The 16,578-nt window shown below is 45.0% G+C and carries 9 protein-coding genes; 7 read left to right on the top strand and 2 right to left on the bottom strand.

The window, feature by feature from the left end; genetic code table 11:
• Window positions 1-6 precede the first annotated feature (6 nt).
• Window positions 7-1,620 carry a Na+/H+ antiporter gene (locus ACP26M_RS05900; protein ID WP_354483701.1) on the bottom strand — a complete coding sequence of 538 codons (1,614 nt, stop codon included), beginning with the start codon at window positions 1,618-1,620 and terminating at the stop codon, window positions 7-9.
• A 251-nt stretch (window positions 1,621-1,871) separates the two neighbouring features.
• Between ACP26M_RS05900 and ACP26M_RS05895 the strand changes: the two genes are divergently transcribed.
• From ACP26M_RS05895 to ACP26M_RS05870, 6 genes are all read left to right on the top strand, one after another.
• Window positions 1,872-2,273 carry a hypothetical protein gene (locus ACP26M_RS05895; RefSeq protein ID WP_090527185.1) on the top strand — a complete coding sequence of 134 codons (402 nt, stop codon included), beginning with the start codon at window positions 1,872-1,874 and terminating at the stop codon, window positions 2,271-2,273.
• 116 nt (window positions 2,274-2,389) lie between these two features.
• Entirely contained in the window at window positions 2,390-3,532 is a 1,143-nt protein-coding gene (locus ACP26M_RS05890) for an efflux RND transporter periplasmic adaptor subunit (protein ID WP_176627415.1), read from the top strand.
• Between the two features lie 76 nt (window positions 3,533-3,608).
• A complete protein-coding gene (locus ACP26M_RS05885) occupies window positions 3,609-6,773 on the top strand; it encodes an efflux RND transporter permease subunit (protein WP_426587005.1) in 3,165 nt (1,054 codons plus the stop codon).
• Window positions 6,774-6,785: 12 nt separating this feature from the next.
• Entirely contained in the window at window positions 6,786-8,231 is a 1,446-nt protein-coding gene (locus ACP26M_RS05880; RefSeq protein ID WP_426587003.1) for a TolC family protein, read from the top strand.
• Window positions 8,232-8,592: 361 nt separating this feature from the next.
• Complete coding sequence (locus ACP26M_RS05875) at window positions 8,593-11,451, top strand: M16 family metallopeptidase (protein ID WP_426587001.1); 2,859 nt, start codon at window positions 8,593-8,595, stop codon at window positions 11,449-11,451.
• 439 nt (window positions 11,452-11,890) lie between these two features.
• The gene (locus ACP26M_RS05870; protein WP_426586999.1) at window positions 11,891-13,333 is read left to right on the top strand and encodes a DNA/RNA non-specific endonuclease; all 1,443 of its coding nucleotides are present in this window, start codon (window positions 11,891-11,893) and stop codon (window positions 13,331-13,333) included.
• Window positions 13,334-13,638: 305 nt separating this feature from the next.
• Here the strand turns inward: ACP26M_RS05870 and ACP26M_RS05865 are convergent, their stop codons facing one another.
• Window positions 13,639-14,532, bottom strand: coding sequence for an SMP-30/gluconolactonase/LRE family protein (locus ACP26M_RS05865; RefSeq protein WP_426586997.1), 894 nt, complete (start codon window positions 14,530-14,532; stop codon window positions 13,639-13,641).
• 213 nt (window positions 14,533-14,745) lie between these two features.
• On the opposite strand from ACP26M_RS05865, the gene lysS reads away from it, so the two are divergent.
• Entirely contained in the window at window positions 14,746-16,467 is a 1,722-nt protein-coding gene (gene lysS / locus ACP26M_RS05860; protein WP_426586994.1) for a lysine--tRNA ligase, read from the top strand.
• Window positions 16,468-16,578: the final 111 nt, after the last annotated feature.

Below are 16,578 nucleotides of genomic sequence, written 5' to 3'. Positions count from 1 at the left end.
AATAGGCTACACCACCTCAAAATGCTGCCTCAATTTTTCTTCTTCCAAATCAAGCAGATCTAATTGCTGCTTTACAATATCATCGCTGATGTTTTCTTTTTTATTTAGCGTAAGTAACAAGGCCCGCTGCTGTGCCATTACATCATTTAAAATTATGCGGTAATCATGATAAAAATTATCGGCGCGTTGTTCACTGCCATCTTTTTCCCAGTCTTTCAGCAGTTCCATATCGGCACTCAATCTTAACCTAAATGCCTTGATCATATCGTTACCTTCTAACCTGTCGGCATATTTATCTTCAAGTATTTGTAAAGCTAACTTCGATAACTTTTTCCTGACCAATTGTTTTTGCTGCTCCGGCGAAACGGTATAGTCGCGATCGGGCATATTTACAAACTTCACCAATAAGGGCAACGTAAGGCCCTGAACCACCAGGGTAAACATGATCACCACGAATGTGATAAACAAAATAAGGTTGCGTTGAGGAAAGGCAGCACCGGACGGTAAAAGTTCGGGGATACTCAAGGCAGCGGCAAGTGAAACCACACCCCGCATCCCTGCCCAACCCAGCAATAACGGCCCCTTCCAGCCCGGGCTCGGATCGGCAGTGATAATGTAACGGCTAATGAATACGGTAAATACAGAGGCACCAAAAGTACTGGCTAAACGGGCCAGTATCAGTACACAGGTTATAATGAGGCTATAGTTTATCGCCGGTTTCAGGCCTTCGGGCCCAAGCGCCTTGATAATTACCGGAAACTCTAATCCTATCAGGATAAACACAAACCCGTTTAAAACAAAAGCTACCGTTTCCCAAACATTAACTCCCTGCAACCGGCTGCGGTAACTTAATATCACGTGCCGTTGTGACGACAGGAACAACCCGCCGCTTACTACAGCCAGCACTCCCGAAAAGTGGAACTCTTCGGCCGCCATATACATGGCATACGGTGTAATAAACGTAAGGATAATATCAATATTAGCCGTAGTTGGCAGCCAGCGGTGTATGGTATAAAAAACCAAACCTACAGCCAATCCAATAACGATACCCATTACAATTACCAGTACAAAACTTAGCGTGGCTTGTCCTAATGCAAATTTGCCGGTAACAACCGCGGCAAGCGCAAACCTGAATATCACCAAGCTCGATGCATCGTTCATCAAGCTTTCGCCCTCAACAATGGCGATAAAGCGTTTAGGTATTTTAATATTTTTAAGGATATTGCTTGCTGATACGGCGTCAGGTGGTGAAATTATTCCCCCGAGCAAAAAACCCAGGGGCAGGGTAAAACCCGCTATCAGGCTGTTTGACACAACCGCGATTAAACATGACGTTAAAATAACGATCAAAAATGCAAAACTGGAGATCACCCTGCGCCATTTCCAGAAATCCTTCCAGGAAGTGTTCCAGGCCGATTCATACAACAAAGGCGGCAGAAAAATAACAAAGATCAGATCGGGCTGTATTTCGATACCTTTCAGAAAAGGAACGAAACCAAGAGGTAAACCGACTAAAACCAATAATATGGGATAAGCTATTTTGATTTTTTGCCCAAGCATTACCACAAAAAGGATAACTGTTAACAGGCAGGCACATTGAATAATAACGTGATGCAGCATGTAGCTAAAATACAATTATTCGTTGAGTAAAGCTTGCAAACTATATTATTAGGCAGTATTAAGGAAGCATGAACAAATAACCGTTTTTGCTGTTATGAAAGCATTAAATAAAAACTACCGAAGTAAAAATTGAGTTATAAAAAGATAAAATCCTAAAAAACAGCAACAAAAAATAAAAATAAAGTCATTTTATATCAAAAAAAATACAAACCTATTTCGATAGCTTCAAATATTTTAGTATTTTCGCAATCATGGCGCCGACGATAAAAAAAATATTCTTCGCATTATTTTTTTTCCAGCTTGCAATAGCTGTAGCCCCTGCTAACGCCGAATCAATTTTAACCCATTACAAAAAATCCGGCCAGGCTGCCGATTTAATTTCCCGTACCCATCAAAGGATCATCGGTCAAATTCAGCAGCAGGAGGTTCAGGATGATTCACCTGATTCAGATACTAACGAAGCTCATCATAACCGTACCATCATACGCTTTTTACCCAGCCGGGTAAATTATTCATCAGCACTAATGCCTGGTCAGCAGGCCTCACTTGCAGATGTTATATCATTAGTCGAAAAACGACAAAACCAGAATAAATCCATCAAAGGCTTTTTGCCTGCGTATTACAATTTCCTTTTCAGGCTCAGCCCGTTCTGATCCTTTTTCCGTTTCAGATGCCTTTGCGGCAAATCCATGTTTTTATAAATCAAATTTTAACATTGGCTAACAGTACGTGATTAGCACTGCTATGCCTATAATCTATCCGGAAAAAAATGAAAAGGATCATCATTTATATACCCCTGCTGGCCATGGCCGCCGGCATATTTGTCACGGGTTGCTCAACCAAAGCCAAAACCAATAACGAAGCTGCCGCTTCCGATACGCTTCAGCTGCCTGTACTTACGTTAAATACGCAGGATACCGTTCTTCAAAAATCATACGTTGCCGATATCCAGGCACAAAAAAACATCGAGATCCGTTCGCGTGTTCGCGGCTTCCTCGAAAAAATATACATCGATGAAGGAAAGCAGGTTAAAAAAGGCCAGCTTTTATTTAAGCTTAACGACCAGGAATTTAAAGTAAACCTGTCAAAAGCTAAAGCCGCGTTAAGTAATGCCGTGGCCGCAGCCAAAGCAACCGAACTTGAGGTAGCAAGGGTTAAACTACTGGTTGACAAGAAAGTAATATCTAAGTCTGAACTGGAAGTTGCCGAATCAAAGATGAGTGCCGATCGGGCAACCATTGAAGAAGCACGCTCTATGGTACAAAGCGCCGAAGACCAACTGGCTTATACCTACATCCATGCGCCGTTTGATGGCATCATCGACAGGATCCCGCTTAAGTCGGGTAGTTTGATTGACGAAGGCACATTGCTTACCAGTCTTTCGGATATCAGCTCCATGTATGCTTATTTTAGCTTTCCGGAAAATGAATACTTACAATATATCCGCAAAAAGGAATCAGCTCCCGGCCAAACAAGTGATAAGGTTAAGCTGGTATTAGCAGATGGCCTGGACTTCCCTTACCAGGGCGAAATAGAAACAGTAGAAGCTGAAATTGAGCAAAAAACGGGCTCAATCAATTTCAGGGCAAAATTCCCTAATCCAAACAGGTTATTGAGGCATGGTGCTACCGGTAAGCTTTTCATATCTACCAAAGCCAATAACGTAGTCATGGTGCCGCAGCAGTCGGTGTTTGATATCCAGGATAAAAGTTACGTATACATAGTTGATAAGGATAATAAACTGCACATGCAGGCCTTTTCGCCGCAAACCCGTTTTTCTACCTATTATATTGTAAAAGACGGCCTGAAAGCGGGCGACAGGATCTTGTACCAGGGAGCGCAGAACGTACGTGACGGCATGATCATTAAACCAAGGAAAATGGCAAAAGATTCGTTGCTGGCAATGAAATAATTATTGCCAAGATTTCCTTTTTCCGGCTGTGTAAAACGCGCGGCACGGGTTTATTGTACACTTACCCTAACAAACTATGTTCGAAACTTTTATAAAGCGACCAGTGCTGTCGCTTGTTATCTCATTGATAATTACCATGCTGGGTGTGCTGGCGTTGATAACGCTGCCTGTTACCCAGTTTCCTGATATTGTACCGCCATCGGTAACAGTAACGGCCAACTACACCGGTGCCAATGCCGAGGTGTGTGCCAAGGCTGTAGCAACTCCGTTGGAGCGTGCCATTAACGGCGTGCCGGGGATGACCTACATGTCAACCGTTTGCAGTAACGATGGCTTAACGGTGATCCAGATCTACTTTAACGTTGGGGTTGACCCCGACCAGGCCGCGGTGAACGTTCAAAACCGTGTAGCCACCATTATTGACGAAATGCCGGAAGAAGTGATCAAAGCCGGTGTTACTACAGAAAAAGAAGTAAACAGTATGCTGATGTACCTGAACATCATGAGCCAGGACACCAGCATGGACGAAAAATTCATCTATAACTTCACCGATATCAACGTTTTACAGGAACTTAAACGAATTGATGGTGTAGGCCGTGCCGAGATCATGGGCGCCAAAGAATACTCCATGCGGGTATGGCTTAAGCCCGACAGGATGATGGCCTACAAGGTATCAACCGATGAGGTGATAGATGCCATCCGTGCCCAGAACGTAGAGGCCGCGCCGGGCAAAACCGGCCAAAGCTCGGATAAAACCCCGCAAATGCTGCAATATGTATTGCGCTACCCGGGCAAATTTTTTGAGCCTAAACAATATGAAAATATTGTGATCCGCGCCGAGGAAGACGGTTCGGTATTAACATTGAAAGAAATTGCTGATGTTGAATTCGGTTCCCTAACCTACAGTATGGTTTCCAATACTGACGGCAAGCCTTCGGCATCAATCATGATAAAACAACGCCCCGGTTCTAATGCCCGCGAGGTGATCAATAACATTAAAACCCGCATGGCCGAGCTTAAGGAAAGCTCATTTCCGGCCGGGATGACCTTCAACGTAAACTATGATGTATCGCGCTTTTTGGATGCATCAATACATGAAGTATTACGTACGCTGGTTGAGGCTTTCATCCTGGTTTTCATTGTAGTATTCATTTTCCTGCAGGATTTCCGGTCGACACTGATCCCGGCTTTGGCGGTCCCGGTAGCCCTCATCGGTTCGCTGTTTTTTATGCAGATGCTGGGGTTCTCCATCAACCTGCTCACGCTGTTCGCATTGGTATTAGCCATCGGTATTGTGGTGGATAACGCGATAGTAGTAGTTGAAGCCGTGCACGTAAAAATGACGGAGAACCACATGAACGCCATGGATGCCACTGTAAGCGCCATGCGCGAGATCAGCGGCGCTATTGTGGCTATCACACTGGTCATGTCGGCTGTGTTTGTTCCGGTGGCCTTTATGTCGGGGCCTGTTGGGGTATTTTACCGGCAGTTTTCGCTTACGCTGGCTATTTCCATTGTGATATCGGGCGTCAATGCGTTGACGCTCACCCCTGCCCTTTGTGCTATCATGCTGAAACATAGCCCTGCTTCAAAAAAGAAAAGTTTGATGCAGCGCTTTTTTGGCGGTTTCAATAAACGGTATGATGGGTTGCAGAACAAGTATTCTACCTTCATGACTTACCTGTCGCCGCGCAAGGGTATTACTTTGATATTGCTGGCGGGCTTCTTTATCCTCACCTGGGGAACCAGCGCTATTTTGCCAACGGGCTTTATCCCAACTGAAGACCAGGGCATGCTTTACGTGAACGTAACCACCCCGGCAGGTGCTACAGTTGAGCGTACCGAACAGGTATTGAAAGAGATTGAAGCCAAAACCAAATCGATGAAATCTATCGAATCGGTTTCAACCCTTTCTGGTTACAGCTTGGTGAATGAGATTGCCGGCGCATCATACGGCATGGCCATGATCAACCTTAAACCATGGGATGAGCGCAGTGAATCATTGGATGATATTATTGCCGAACTAACCGCTAAAACGAAGAATATAGGCGATGCATCCATTCAGTTCTTCCCCCCGCCTACCGTACCGGGCTTTGGTAACGCAAGTGGTTTCGAGATAAGGGTACTTGATAAAAGCGGCCAGGGCGATTTGCAGAAAGCTGCCGATGTAACTAAAAACTTTGTAAATGCGCTGAACGCTTCACCGGAGATTGCCGGAGCATTCACCAGCTTTGACCCTAACTTTCCGCAGTATATGATCTCTGTCGATCAGCAAACGGCAGCACAAAAGGGTATTACGGTTGACAAGGCTATGTCGACCCTGCAAACACTGATGGGTAGCTTTTATGCTTCCAATTTCATTCGTTTCGGGCAGATGTATAAGGTAATGGTGCAGGCCTCGCCTGAGTACAGGTCGCGCCCCGAAGATGTTTTAAACCTGCAGGTTAAGAACGACAAAGGCGAAATGGTACCGTTCTCCACATTCATTAAAATGGAGAAGGTTTTCGGCCCCGAGCAACTTACCCGCTATAATATGTACACATCGGCCATGGTTACCGGCGATGCAGACAAAGGCTTCAGCAGCGGCGATGCCATCAAAGCCATTGAACGTATCGCTGCCGAAAAACTGCCGAAAGGCTATGCCTTTGAATGGTCGGGCATGACGCGTGAGCAAATCCTTTCAGGTAACCAGGCTATTTACATTTTTGTGATCTGTTTGATCTTTGTTTACCTGTTGCTGGCTGCCCAGTACGAAAGCTTTTTGCTGCCGCTTCCGGTTATCCTCTCGTTGCCTACCGGTATTTTCGGCGCATTTTTCTTTCTGAAAATCACCGGGCTCGAAAACAACATTTATGCCCAGGTGGCACTGGTAATGCTTATCGGCTTGTTAGGTAAAAATGCCATCCTGATAGTTGAGTTCGCTATCCAAAGGCAAAAAGAAGGATTGAGCGTACTAAAAGCCGCTATTGAAGGTGCAGTATCCCGTTTGCGGCCAATCCTCATGACCTCGTTGGCGTTCATAGCCGGTTTGATACCGTTATGCGTGGCCAGCGGTGCGGGCGCTATGGGTAACCGCTCTATCGGTACCGCTGCTGCCGGAGGTATGCTGATGGGAACTATTTTCGGATTGATCCTTATTCCGGGTTTGTATGTCATCTTCGCCGGTTTGGCCGAACGCAATAAAAAGCAAAAACCAGCCACAGAAGTAACTCATCATGAGCTGGATATCGTTAATAATTAATCAAGATCTGCAATGCTAAAAAAAGCAATTTTCTATATACTCCATACGGCACTTTTGATGGTAATCATGGCCGGCTGTAAAAGCTACAAACCGGTCACGGGCCAGGAAGTGGCTGCTAATCTGCCATCGTCATTCAATAACAGTACTGATACGGTAACAATTGCGGCCTTACCAATAGGCCAGTTTTTTGCCGATCAGAGGCTCGTTAACCTGATTGACACAGCCCTTAAAGCAAACCCCGATTTGTTAAGCGCCCTGCAAAGGGTTGAAGCCGCGCGGGCCAATCTACGGTTCAACGCCTCAAAGCTTTTACCTACCATAAACCTGGCCGCCAACGCAGGGGTTGAAAAATATGGTGATTATACCCAAAACGGCGTTGGTAATTACGATACCAATTTTTCAAATAACATTAACAGCGATCAACGGATCCCCAATCCTGTACCCAACTATTTCCTGGGTTTTCAAAGCTCATGGGAGGTTGACCTTTGGGGCAAGCTAAACAACCAAAAAAAGGCGGCCTTTGCCCGTTTCCTGGCCAGTCAAAGCGGATATCGCCTGGTAACAACCGCGCTTACAGCCCAAATTGCAGGGCTCTATTACCAGTTACTGGCTTACGATACCGAATTAGGCATCATCAAAAAAAATATTAAGCTACAGGAACATGCCCTGGAGATCGTTAAAATCCAAAAACTGGGCGGTCGCGCTACGGAATTGGCTGTGCAGCAGTTTGAGGCGCAGCTGGCCCGTACCAAAGGATTAGAATACACTACCCGGCAGCAAATTACCGAGACTGAAAACCAGCTTCGTTTTTTAACGGGAAGTTATTCGGGCACGGTAACACGGGACACCTCTATCATGAAAACGAAATTACCAGTGGTTGTTGGCACAGGAGTTCCATCGCAAATGTTACTGAACCGCCCGGATATCCGAAGTGCGGAGCTGGAGCTTACCGCCATGAACGCGGATATCAAAGCGGCAAGGGCAAATTTTTTCCCCACTTTAACTTTAACTCCGTATGTTGGCTATAACAGTTTCAGAGCAAACCTGTTATTTGATCCCGCTTCATTTACTTATGGTATTTTAGGAGGTATCACCGCCCCTATTTTTAACCGCAAGGCTATCAAAGCAGAATATGAGCGAACTATAGCCGAGCAGAAAATAGCGGTGTACAATTATCAAAAAAGTATCCTTTCCGGTTTCCAGGAAGTGAAAAATAATTTGAGCGGGATAGAGAATTTTAACCGCGCTTTTGAATTTAAACAACAGGAGCTGCAATCGCTAAACAATGCCTTGTCTGTAGCTAACGATCTGTACCTTGTTGGCCGGGCCAATTACCTTGAGATTATCACCGCGCAACGCAGCGTACTTGATGCCGAGCTTGAACTGGCCGGCATTAAGCGGGATATTTTCTTAAGCTCGGTTAATTTATACCAGGCTGTTGGTGGTGGCTGGAGATAAATAGATGGTTAACATTAATAGAAAAAGGGTACTTATTTAGGTACCTTTTTTGTTTCTATGGGTCATCAAAAGCGTGGAAATGTGCGATTACCTCCCCTGGGAGGGTGTAGGGAGGGGTTTCATCAATATGCATATCCACTTACAAACGTATAAACCCCTCCCTGCTATCGCACTTATCCTCCACACCCCTCCCCAGGGAGGGAATTGAAAAATGCACGCCACACCCGTCACAAATCCGTTACACAAATCAAATTACATGGCAATAATATTAACCAGTAGTATAAATTGCTTAATATAGTGGTTCCGGTGTTTACCAAACGAAACACCGGTTGACTGACTAATACTTAAACAATTAACACAAATGATCAAACTTTTAAAGCACGCATTGATCACTCCATCAATTGCTGTACTGGCGCTTAACGCGGTTGCCCAAACCGCCGCGCAACCAAAGCTTATTGAAAAGGTTACCCGTAAGGGGACCGAACTGGTGATCCCCTATGAAAAATATGTATTACCTAATGGCCTCACGGTTATTTTGGCCGAAGACCACTCCGATCCGCTGGTTCATGTGGATATCACCTATCACGTAGGTTCGGCCCGTGAGGAGATCGGCAAATCGGGCTTCGCCCACTTTTTTGAGCACATGATGTTCCAGGGGTCAGATCATGTAGCCAATGGCGATCATTTTAAGATCATCACCGAAGCAGGCGGTACCCTAAACGGTTCAACTAACCGCGACCGTACCAACTATTATGAAACCGTACCGGCCAATCAGCTGGAAAAAATGCTTTGGCTGGAGTCGGACAGGATGGGCTTCCTGCTCGATGCTGTTACCCAGCAAAAATTTGAGGTGCAGCGCGCAACCGTAAAAAACGAACGCGGGCAAAACTATGATAACCGCCCATACGGTTTAGTTGGCCAGTATGCTTCAAAAACACTTTATCCGTATGGTCACCCCTATTCATGGCTTACCATTGGCTATATTGAGGAGCTGAATAAAGTAGGCGTAAACGACCTTAAAAACTTTTTCCTGAGATGGTACGGCCCTAATAATGCCACGCTAACCATTGGCGGCGATCTTAACCCAAAACAAACCCTTGCCTGGGTGAGCAAATATTTTGGCGGGATCCCAAGAGGTCCTGTGGTAAAGAATATGTATTTACCTGCACCTGTGTTAAAGGCCGACAGGTATGTATCCTACACGGATAATTACGCCAAGTTCCCCCTGTTGTCTGTAAGCTATCCGGGCGTTAAGATCTATGATAAAGACATGTCGCCTCTTGATGCTTTATCGGCCATCATCGGGCAGGGTCGTAACTCTATCTTTTACAAAAACTTTGTAAAAACCCGTAAGGCGGCACAGGCCACCATGAGTTCATCCAATACCGAACTGGCCGGTGAGATCAGCATGCGGGTTGTACCTTTCCCTGGTCAAACTTTAGGTGATGCTAAAAAACTGGTAGATGAATCCTTAGCCGAGTTTGAGAAAAAAGGTGTAAGTGATGATGACCTGGCCCGCTTTAAAGCCACTGCCGAAGCCGATTATATCAACAGTTTATCGAGCGTAAGCGGTAAAGTATCTGAACTGGCGCAGGCACAAACCTTTACCGGTAACCCCAACCAAATTGGCCGCGAATTGGCTGCTATCCGCGCGGTAACCAAAGAGGATGTAATGCGCGTTTATAATCAGTACATTAAAGGAAAACCGGCAGTAATACTAAGCGTATTGCCTAAAGGCGGTAACCTGCAACCTGTAGCACCCGATAATTTTACTGTTGATACCACAGGTTACAAAGCACCGGATTATGGTTATAATGGTTTAACCTATCACAAGCCTAAAGATAATTTTGATCGTGCTGCAAAACCGGGCGTTGGCCCTAACCCGGCCATTAAAGTTCCGGCTATATGGTCGGCCAATACACCAAATGGCATCAATATCATCGGTACTCAAAACAACGAGATCCCATCGGTATCTATGTCGATCTCTATTAAAGGCGGTGGTTTGTTTGCCATCAACAACCCATCAAAAGCGGGTTTGGCAGGTATTGTCGGCCGTATGATGAATGAAGAAACGCAGAAATACACTGCCGAAGATTTCAACTCCGAACTGGATAAACTGGGTAGCAGTATCACCTTTTATGCCAGTTTAGATCAGATTGATGCTGAGGTATCGTCGCTCACCAAAAACCTGGGCAAAACCATGTCCCTGCTCGAAGAAAGGTTATATCACCCTAAATTCACCCAGGACGCACTCGACAGGATCAAGAAGCAAACTTTGGAAGGCTTTAAACAAGCTAAAACCCAACCTGCAGGCGTAGCCAGCACAGTTTACAGCAAAATCCTTTATGGTACCGATAACGTACGCACTTACGCTGCGGGCGGTAATGAAGAAACTGTTGCAGGTATAACGTTGCAGGATGTTCAGGACTATTACGATAAAAACTTTTCGCCATCGTTAACCAAAATTGTTGTGGTAGGCGATGTTAGCGAGGCATCTGCAAAAAGCGCGCTCGCTTTCCTCAATACCTGGAAGGATAAAAAGGTGACCATCCCGGCTCCTGCTGAGGGTAAAACATTTGATAAAACCACTTTATACCTGGTTGATATCCCAGGCGCGGCACAGTCTGAGATCCGTATCGGGTATCTGGATAAACTAAACTATGATGCAACAGGCGATTATTATAAGCTGAACATTGCCAACTACATCTTGGGGGGCGCTTTCAATAGTCACATCAATCTTAACCTGCGTGAGAAAAAAGGCTGGACATATGGTGCCCGTTCATCTTTCAGTTCGGGTAAATATGGCGGCGACTTCACCGCTTCGGCCGGCGTATTGGCTACGGCTACCGATAGCTCGGTGGTTGAGTTTATGAAGGAGATCACCAGTTATCAAAAAACAGGGATTACACCCGAAGAATTGAAGTTCACCCAAACTTCTATCGGCCAGAGTGATGCCCGCCGTTATGAAACCAACGCCCAAAAAGCGGCGTTTTTATCGCGCATCCAGGAGTACGGCCTTAAACCTACTTTTGTTGACGAGCAAGGCAAGATCCTATCGACCATTACTCCCGCCGAGATCAATGGGCTTGCTTCCAAATACCTCAATCCCGACAACATGATCATTTTGGTTGTCGGCGATAAGGCAAGGATCTATCCGGGCCTGCAAAAACTGAGCTACCCGATTATTGAGCTTGATGCTGATGGCAAGCCAAAGCAATAAATTGACCTAACAACAGGCGGATAAATCCCTTATACCCTAACCGGTATAAGGGATTTTTACTTAAAAAACCAATCCTTTAAAGTCAAGCACCAACCCTGCAGGTGTTATTTATACCGCCGCTTTGCAACTGAAAAGTTACTATTCAAAACCTATTTACTAACATTGATTTAACCTAAATTAAATACACAAAGTTCAATTTTGAAAGGTTGATATAGTGCTTATGGCAACTGCCAAAGCCGGTGACGGTAATATTTTAATTTTAACTATTAGTGTGCAAGCACTGCACCGGCCTTGTACTGGCACAATAATATCCTAACAGGAGCATGTGAATGCGTATTCCTGTTTCTTTTAGTTTCCCTAAATCTTTCCGGTTTTAAAATTTACGCAGCGTAAACGCATTTGCTATGCATTGTATCTATCTATCATAAAAAACAACATTATGAAAATTAACAACCTACTTATTGGCCTGGGTTTAGCTTTAACCTTTGCCGGATGTTCCAAAGACCTTAAAAACTCGCCTACCCCGCCCAAAACCGGCGATACTACAGCAAGCCCTCCTGCCCCGGTTCCTTATTCCATTACCGAAGGTTTTGAACAGGGCAGTAAAACCGCCTATGCAGCAGCCGATGTAACCCTGAGCACCGGAAGCTGGAATTTTAGCGATGCGCTGATAGGCAATCTCGCTGCCGACCTTAAAGATGGCAGTAAATCTGTAAGGCTCCGTACCGGGGATATCGCGATGAATTTTGATATCAAAGGCCTTACTACGTTATACATTAAACACGGTAAATATGGCAGCGATGCCACATCGACCTGGCAGTTGCTAATGTCGACCGACGGCGGGGCGAATTACACGCAGGTAGGTACCGATATTACTGAAACCAATACCACACTGGTAACCGACTCATTTAAAGTGAGCGTTACGGGTAAAGTTAGGTTTGAGATCAAAAAAGCTGGCACAACCCGCATCAATATTGACGATATTACCTTTAAGGGTACCGGCGATCCGGGCATCACCGTTGGCATACCCGATACAGGCGGCGGCGATACTACCGGCACATCAAACTCAGCAACACCAAGGGACGTTACCGCCGGTGCAGACGCCCCGCCTGCAAGCGGCGATAACAGCAACCTGCTTTTTGGCAACCCCTCCAATGCCCTTTCAACACTGGCATCTAAGGATAACTACCTGATAGACCAGAAGTATTACGTAGAATCATACAACGCCACCAAAGGCGAACCAAACTGGGTAAGCTGGCACCTTGACGCGACCAATACCACCAATGCGACTGGTCGTTTGGATAATTTTGCCGGCTGGAGCGGGATTCCTTCCGGCTGGTACCAGGTAGAAAGCAACAGCTATTCGGGCAGCGGGTTCGACAGGGGGCATAACTGTCCCTCGGCCGATCGTACCAGTTCAGCCAACGCTAACTCATCAACCTTCCTGATGACCAATATGATACCACAGGCACCGCAAAATAACCAGCAAACCTGGGCCAATCTTGAAAATTACCTGCGCGAACAAGTGGCAGCCGGCAACGAAGTTTATATCATTATGGGGAGTTACGGTACAGGTGGAACAGGTTCAAACGGGACTGCCAATATTATCAATAATGGCCACGTAAATGTACCGAGTAACGTTTGGAAAGTCGCCCTGATCATACCCAAAGGTGACGGCGACGTTGCGAGGGTTACTGCTTCAACCAGGGTTATCGCGGTAAATACCCCTAATGTTAACACCATCAACTCCGACTGGACCAAGTACATAACAACTATCAAAGATATTGAAACAGCAACAGGTTATACCTTACTGTCGAACCTGCCAACTGCGGTTAGGACAGCGCTTGAAGTTAAGGTAGATACCGGAGCCTCGGGAACATGAGAAATTGGTAATTGAAAAAGGAAAGCCGGGAGTGTAAATATTTCCGGCTTTTTTGTTGGCTTTTTCGCGGGTGTTCAATTTTTGAAAAAAGGGGTGTTCAACTTTTTGCAATCAATTTTCACAACTAACTGATTATCAATATCAAGGTGTTCAATTTATGCTATTGAGGATTTCTTGATATTTATAACAAATTGATTATCAATGGATAAAATTTAGACAAAAACAACAAGTGTTCACACTTTTAAAAATTGAACACCTGCCATTTGTGTAAGTTTTGCTAATTCTGAAGCTATTAGGAAACAGGATTAATCCACTCCTTTTACATTCATTTTAAAAGTGTAAACTGCCTTTGATGCGGTTATAAATAATACATCTTTGTTTTTGCCGCCAAAACAGATGTTGGCAGTCCACGGTTCATCGATATCGATGTGGCCTATTTTTTCGCCTTTGGGGTTAACGATGGTGACGCCTTTGCCGCACATATAAATATTACCATGCTCATCTATCGTCATGCCATCGCAGCCCATAGCTATAAACAGGGTGCGGTTAGATAATGTACCATCTTTATTGATATCGTAACGATAGGTTTTGTTATCGCCGATATCAGCTACATACAAAGTCTTACCATCAGGCGTACCGATGATGCCATTGGGGCGTACAAATTTATCATCAACCATAACAGCCGGTGCCTTGCCTTTGGCCAGGAAATATAATTTTTGGCCATCAAGGTCGGGCTGTTTACGGGTCCAGTAATCACGTTGATAGTAGGGATCCGTTATGTAGATGCCTCCGTCCGGGCGTACCCAAACATCATTAGGGCCGTTAAACTTATGCCCCTCATAGTCTTTCAGCAAAACGGTAACCTTTCCTTTAGGGCTGATAGACCAAAGCTGATCATCGGCATCAGCACAGCTAATGAGGTTGCCTTTTTTATCAAAATACATCCCGTTTGAGCGGCCAGCACTGTCCAGGAAAACAGAAAGCTTGCCATCGGTATCATATTTCCAGATTTTATTGTTGGGCTGATCGGTGAAAAACACATTGCCTTTTTTATCAACAGCGGGTCCTTCGGTAAAGGAGAATTGTTTGGCAACCAGTTGGGGTTTGGTATTGGGGTCGTACAAATTGGCATCGGTTTGTGCAAACACTTTAACAGAGAACGCCGATATCAATAAAATGAGGGCAGAGACTTTTTTCATGGTTTACGGAATGTTATAATGGTTTTGCTAAAGTAATATGTTTTTGAGACCGATTATTTTAAAGGGGTAAAATATTTGATACAAGTGGTGGTTTTGTAGGATTGAAGATAAACCCACCTGACTGCGCTTACCAAACACATTTTTGATCGGTGTGATAGCGTGATAACTTAAAAAACCTTACTTTTGCACCTTTATTAAAATACCGTACATCACATGAGTATTGCATTATCCGAACAGGAAATCATTCGCCGCAAATCTTTACAGGAGCTACGTGCACTGGGAATTAACCCTTACCCTGCCGAAGCTTTTAATGTTAACGCCTGGGCACAGGATATAGCCGATAATTTTAAGGATAAACCCGAGGCCTACCAGGATGTTGTAATTGCAGGCAGGATCATGACCCGCCGTATCATGGGCAGCGCTTCGTTTGCCGAATTACAGGATTCGACCGGCCGTGTGCAGATCTACCTGAAACGCGATGATATTTGCCCTGACGAGGATAAAACTTTATATAATACCGTATTCAAAAAACTACTGGACATTGGCGACTACATTGGCGTAAAAGGCTATGTGTTCCTTACTCAAACAGGCGAGATCTCGGTTCACGTACGTGAGCTGGTTGTACTTTCAAAATCTCTGAAACCGTTACCGGTTGTGAAACGCGAAGAAGACGGAACTATCCATGATGGTTTTACCGACCCTGAACTGCGTTATCGTCAGCGTTATGTGGATTTAACGGTTAACCCCGATTACAAGCAGATTTTCATTAACCGCTCAAAAGTGATCAGCGCTATGCGCAGTTACTTTAACACCCAGGGATGGATGGAAGTGGAAACCCCTATTCTGCAGCCTGTTCATGGCGGTGCGGCGGCCCGTCCGTTTGCAACGCACCATAACACGCTGGATATGCCCTTGTTTTTACGTATCGCCAACGAGCTTTACTTAAAAAGGCTTATCGTTGCCGGCTTTGACGGTGTTTATGAGTTTGGTAAAATGTTCCGCAATGAAGGCATGGACCGCACTCACAACCCGGAGTTTACTGCCATGGAAATTTATGTAGCCTATAAAGACTATATATGGATGATGGCTATGGTTGAGGAGTGCCTGGAAACTGTTGCCAAAGCAGTTCACGGAATCCCGGTTGTACAAGTTGGCAGCAATGAGATCAACTTTGCAGGTCCGTACGAAAAACTATCGATGTATGATTCGATCCTGAAATATACTGGTATTGATGTATCGGCAATGGACGAAGCAGGCTTGCGCGAGGTTTGTAACGAACTAAAAATAGAAATAAACCCAAGCATGGGCAAAGGCAAACTGATCGATGAGATCTTCAGCGCTAAAGTTGAGCATCACCTGATCCAGCCTACTTACATTACCGACTACCCTATCGAAATGACGCCGCTTGCCAAAAAGCACCGCACTAAAGAGGGCTTGGTTGAGCGTTTCGAATTATTCGTGAATGGTAAAGAGATAGCAAATGCTTACTCGGAGCTGAATGACCCTATCGACCAGCGCGAGCGTTTGGAAGAGCAGCTGATCCTGGCCGGTCGTGGTGATGACGAAGCAATGGCCATGGATGACGACTTTTTACGCGCGCTTGAATACGGTATGCCGCCAACATCTGGTTTAGGTATCGGTATCGACAGGCTGGTAATGCTGATGACGAATCAGAGCACCATCCAGGAAGTATTGTTCTTCCCGCAAATGCGTCCTGAGAAAAAAGCCAAGGTCGCCACTGCGGAGGACTTTATAAACATAGGTGTATCTGCTGAATGGGTTCCTGTATTGAATAAAATGGGCTTTAATACGGTTGAAGAATTAAAAGCATCTAACCCCAATAAAGTATTTAACGATCTTGGCGGGATGCGTAAAAAACTAAAACTCGATATTACCATGCCGACCAATGAAGAGGTGATGGCTTGGTTTAAGTAAACCTTGATTTATGGGATTTTAGGATTACCCTGATATTTAATAATGGCCTGCTTCGTGCAGGCCATTTTAGTTTATGATCTATCATAAAATCTTTTAATCAAGAAAGTCAAG

The organism is Mucilaginibacter sp. R-33 (genome assembly GCF_049949235.1).
In the GTDB taxonomy this organism is placed as follows: Bacteria; Bacteroidota; Bacteroidia; order Sphingobacteriales; family Sphingobacteriaceae; genus Mucilaginibacter.
This window is presented reverse-complemented; position numbering and strand designations above follow the sequence as displayed.

What these genes read in the sequence shown, in the direction of transcription:
- lysS (WP_426586994.1), top strand. Translation starts at nt 14,746, where the DNA reads ATGAGTATTGCATTATCCGAACAGGAAATCATTCGCCGCAAATCTTTA.
- ACP26M_RS05865 (WP_426586997.1), bottom strand. Translation starts at nt 14,532, where the DNA reads ATGAAAAAAGTCTCTGCCCTCATTTTATTGATATCGGCGTTCTCTGTT.
- ACP26M_RS05900 (WP_354483701.1), bottom strand. Translation starts at nt 1,620, where the DNA reads ATGCTGCATCACGTTATTATTCAATGTGCCTGCCTGTTAACAGTTATC.
- ACP26M_RS05880 (WP_426587003.1), top strand. Translation starts at nt 6,786, where the DNA reads ATGCTAAAAAAAGCAATTTTCTATATACTCCATACGGCACTTTTGATG.
- ACP26M_RS05875 (WP_426587001.1), top strand. Translation starts at nt 8,593, where the DNA reads ATGATCAAACTTTTAAAGCACGCATTGATCACTCCATCAATTGCTGTA.
- ACP26M_RS05885 (WP_426587005.1), top strand. Translation starts at nt 3,609, where the DNA reads ATGTTCGAAACTTTTATAAAGCGACCAGTGCTGTCGCTTGTTATCTCA.
- ACP26M_RS05890 (WP_176627415.1), top strand. Translation starts at nt 2,390, where the DNA reads ATGAAAAGGATCATCATTTATATACCCCTGCTGGCCATGGCCGCCGGC.
- ACP26M_RS05870 (WP_426586999.1), top strand. Translation starts at nt 11,891, where the DNA reads ATGAAAATTAACAACCTACTTATTGGCCTGGGTTTAGCTTTAACCTTT.
- ACP26M_RS05895 (WP_090527185.1), top strand. Translation starts at nt 1,872, where the DNA reads ATGGCGCCGACGATAAAAAAAATATTCTTCGCATTATTTTTTTTCCAG.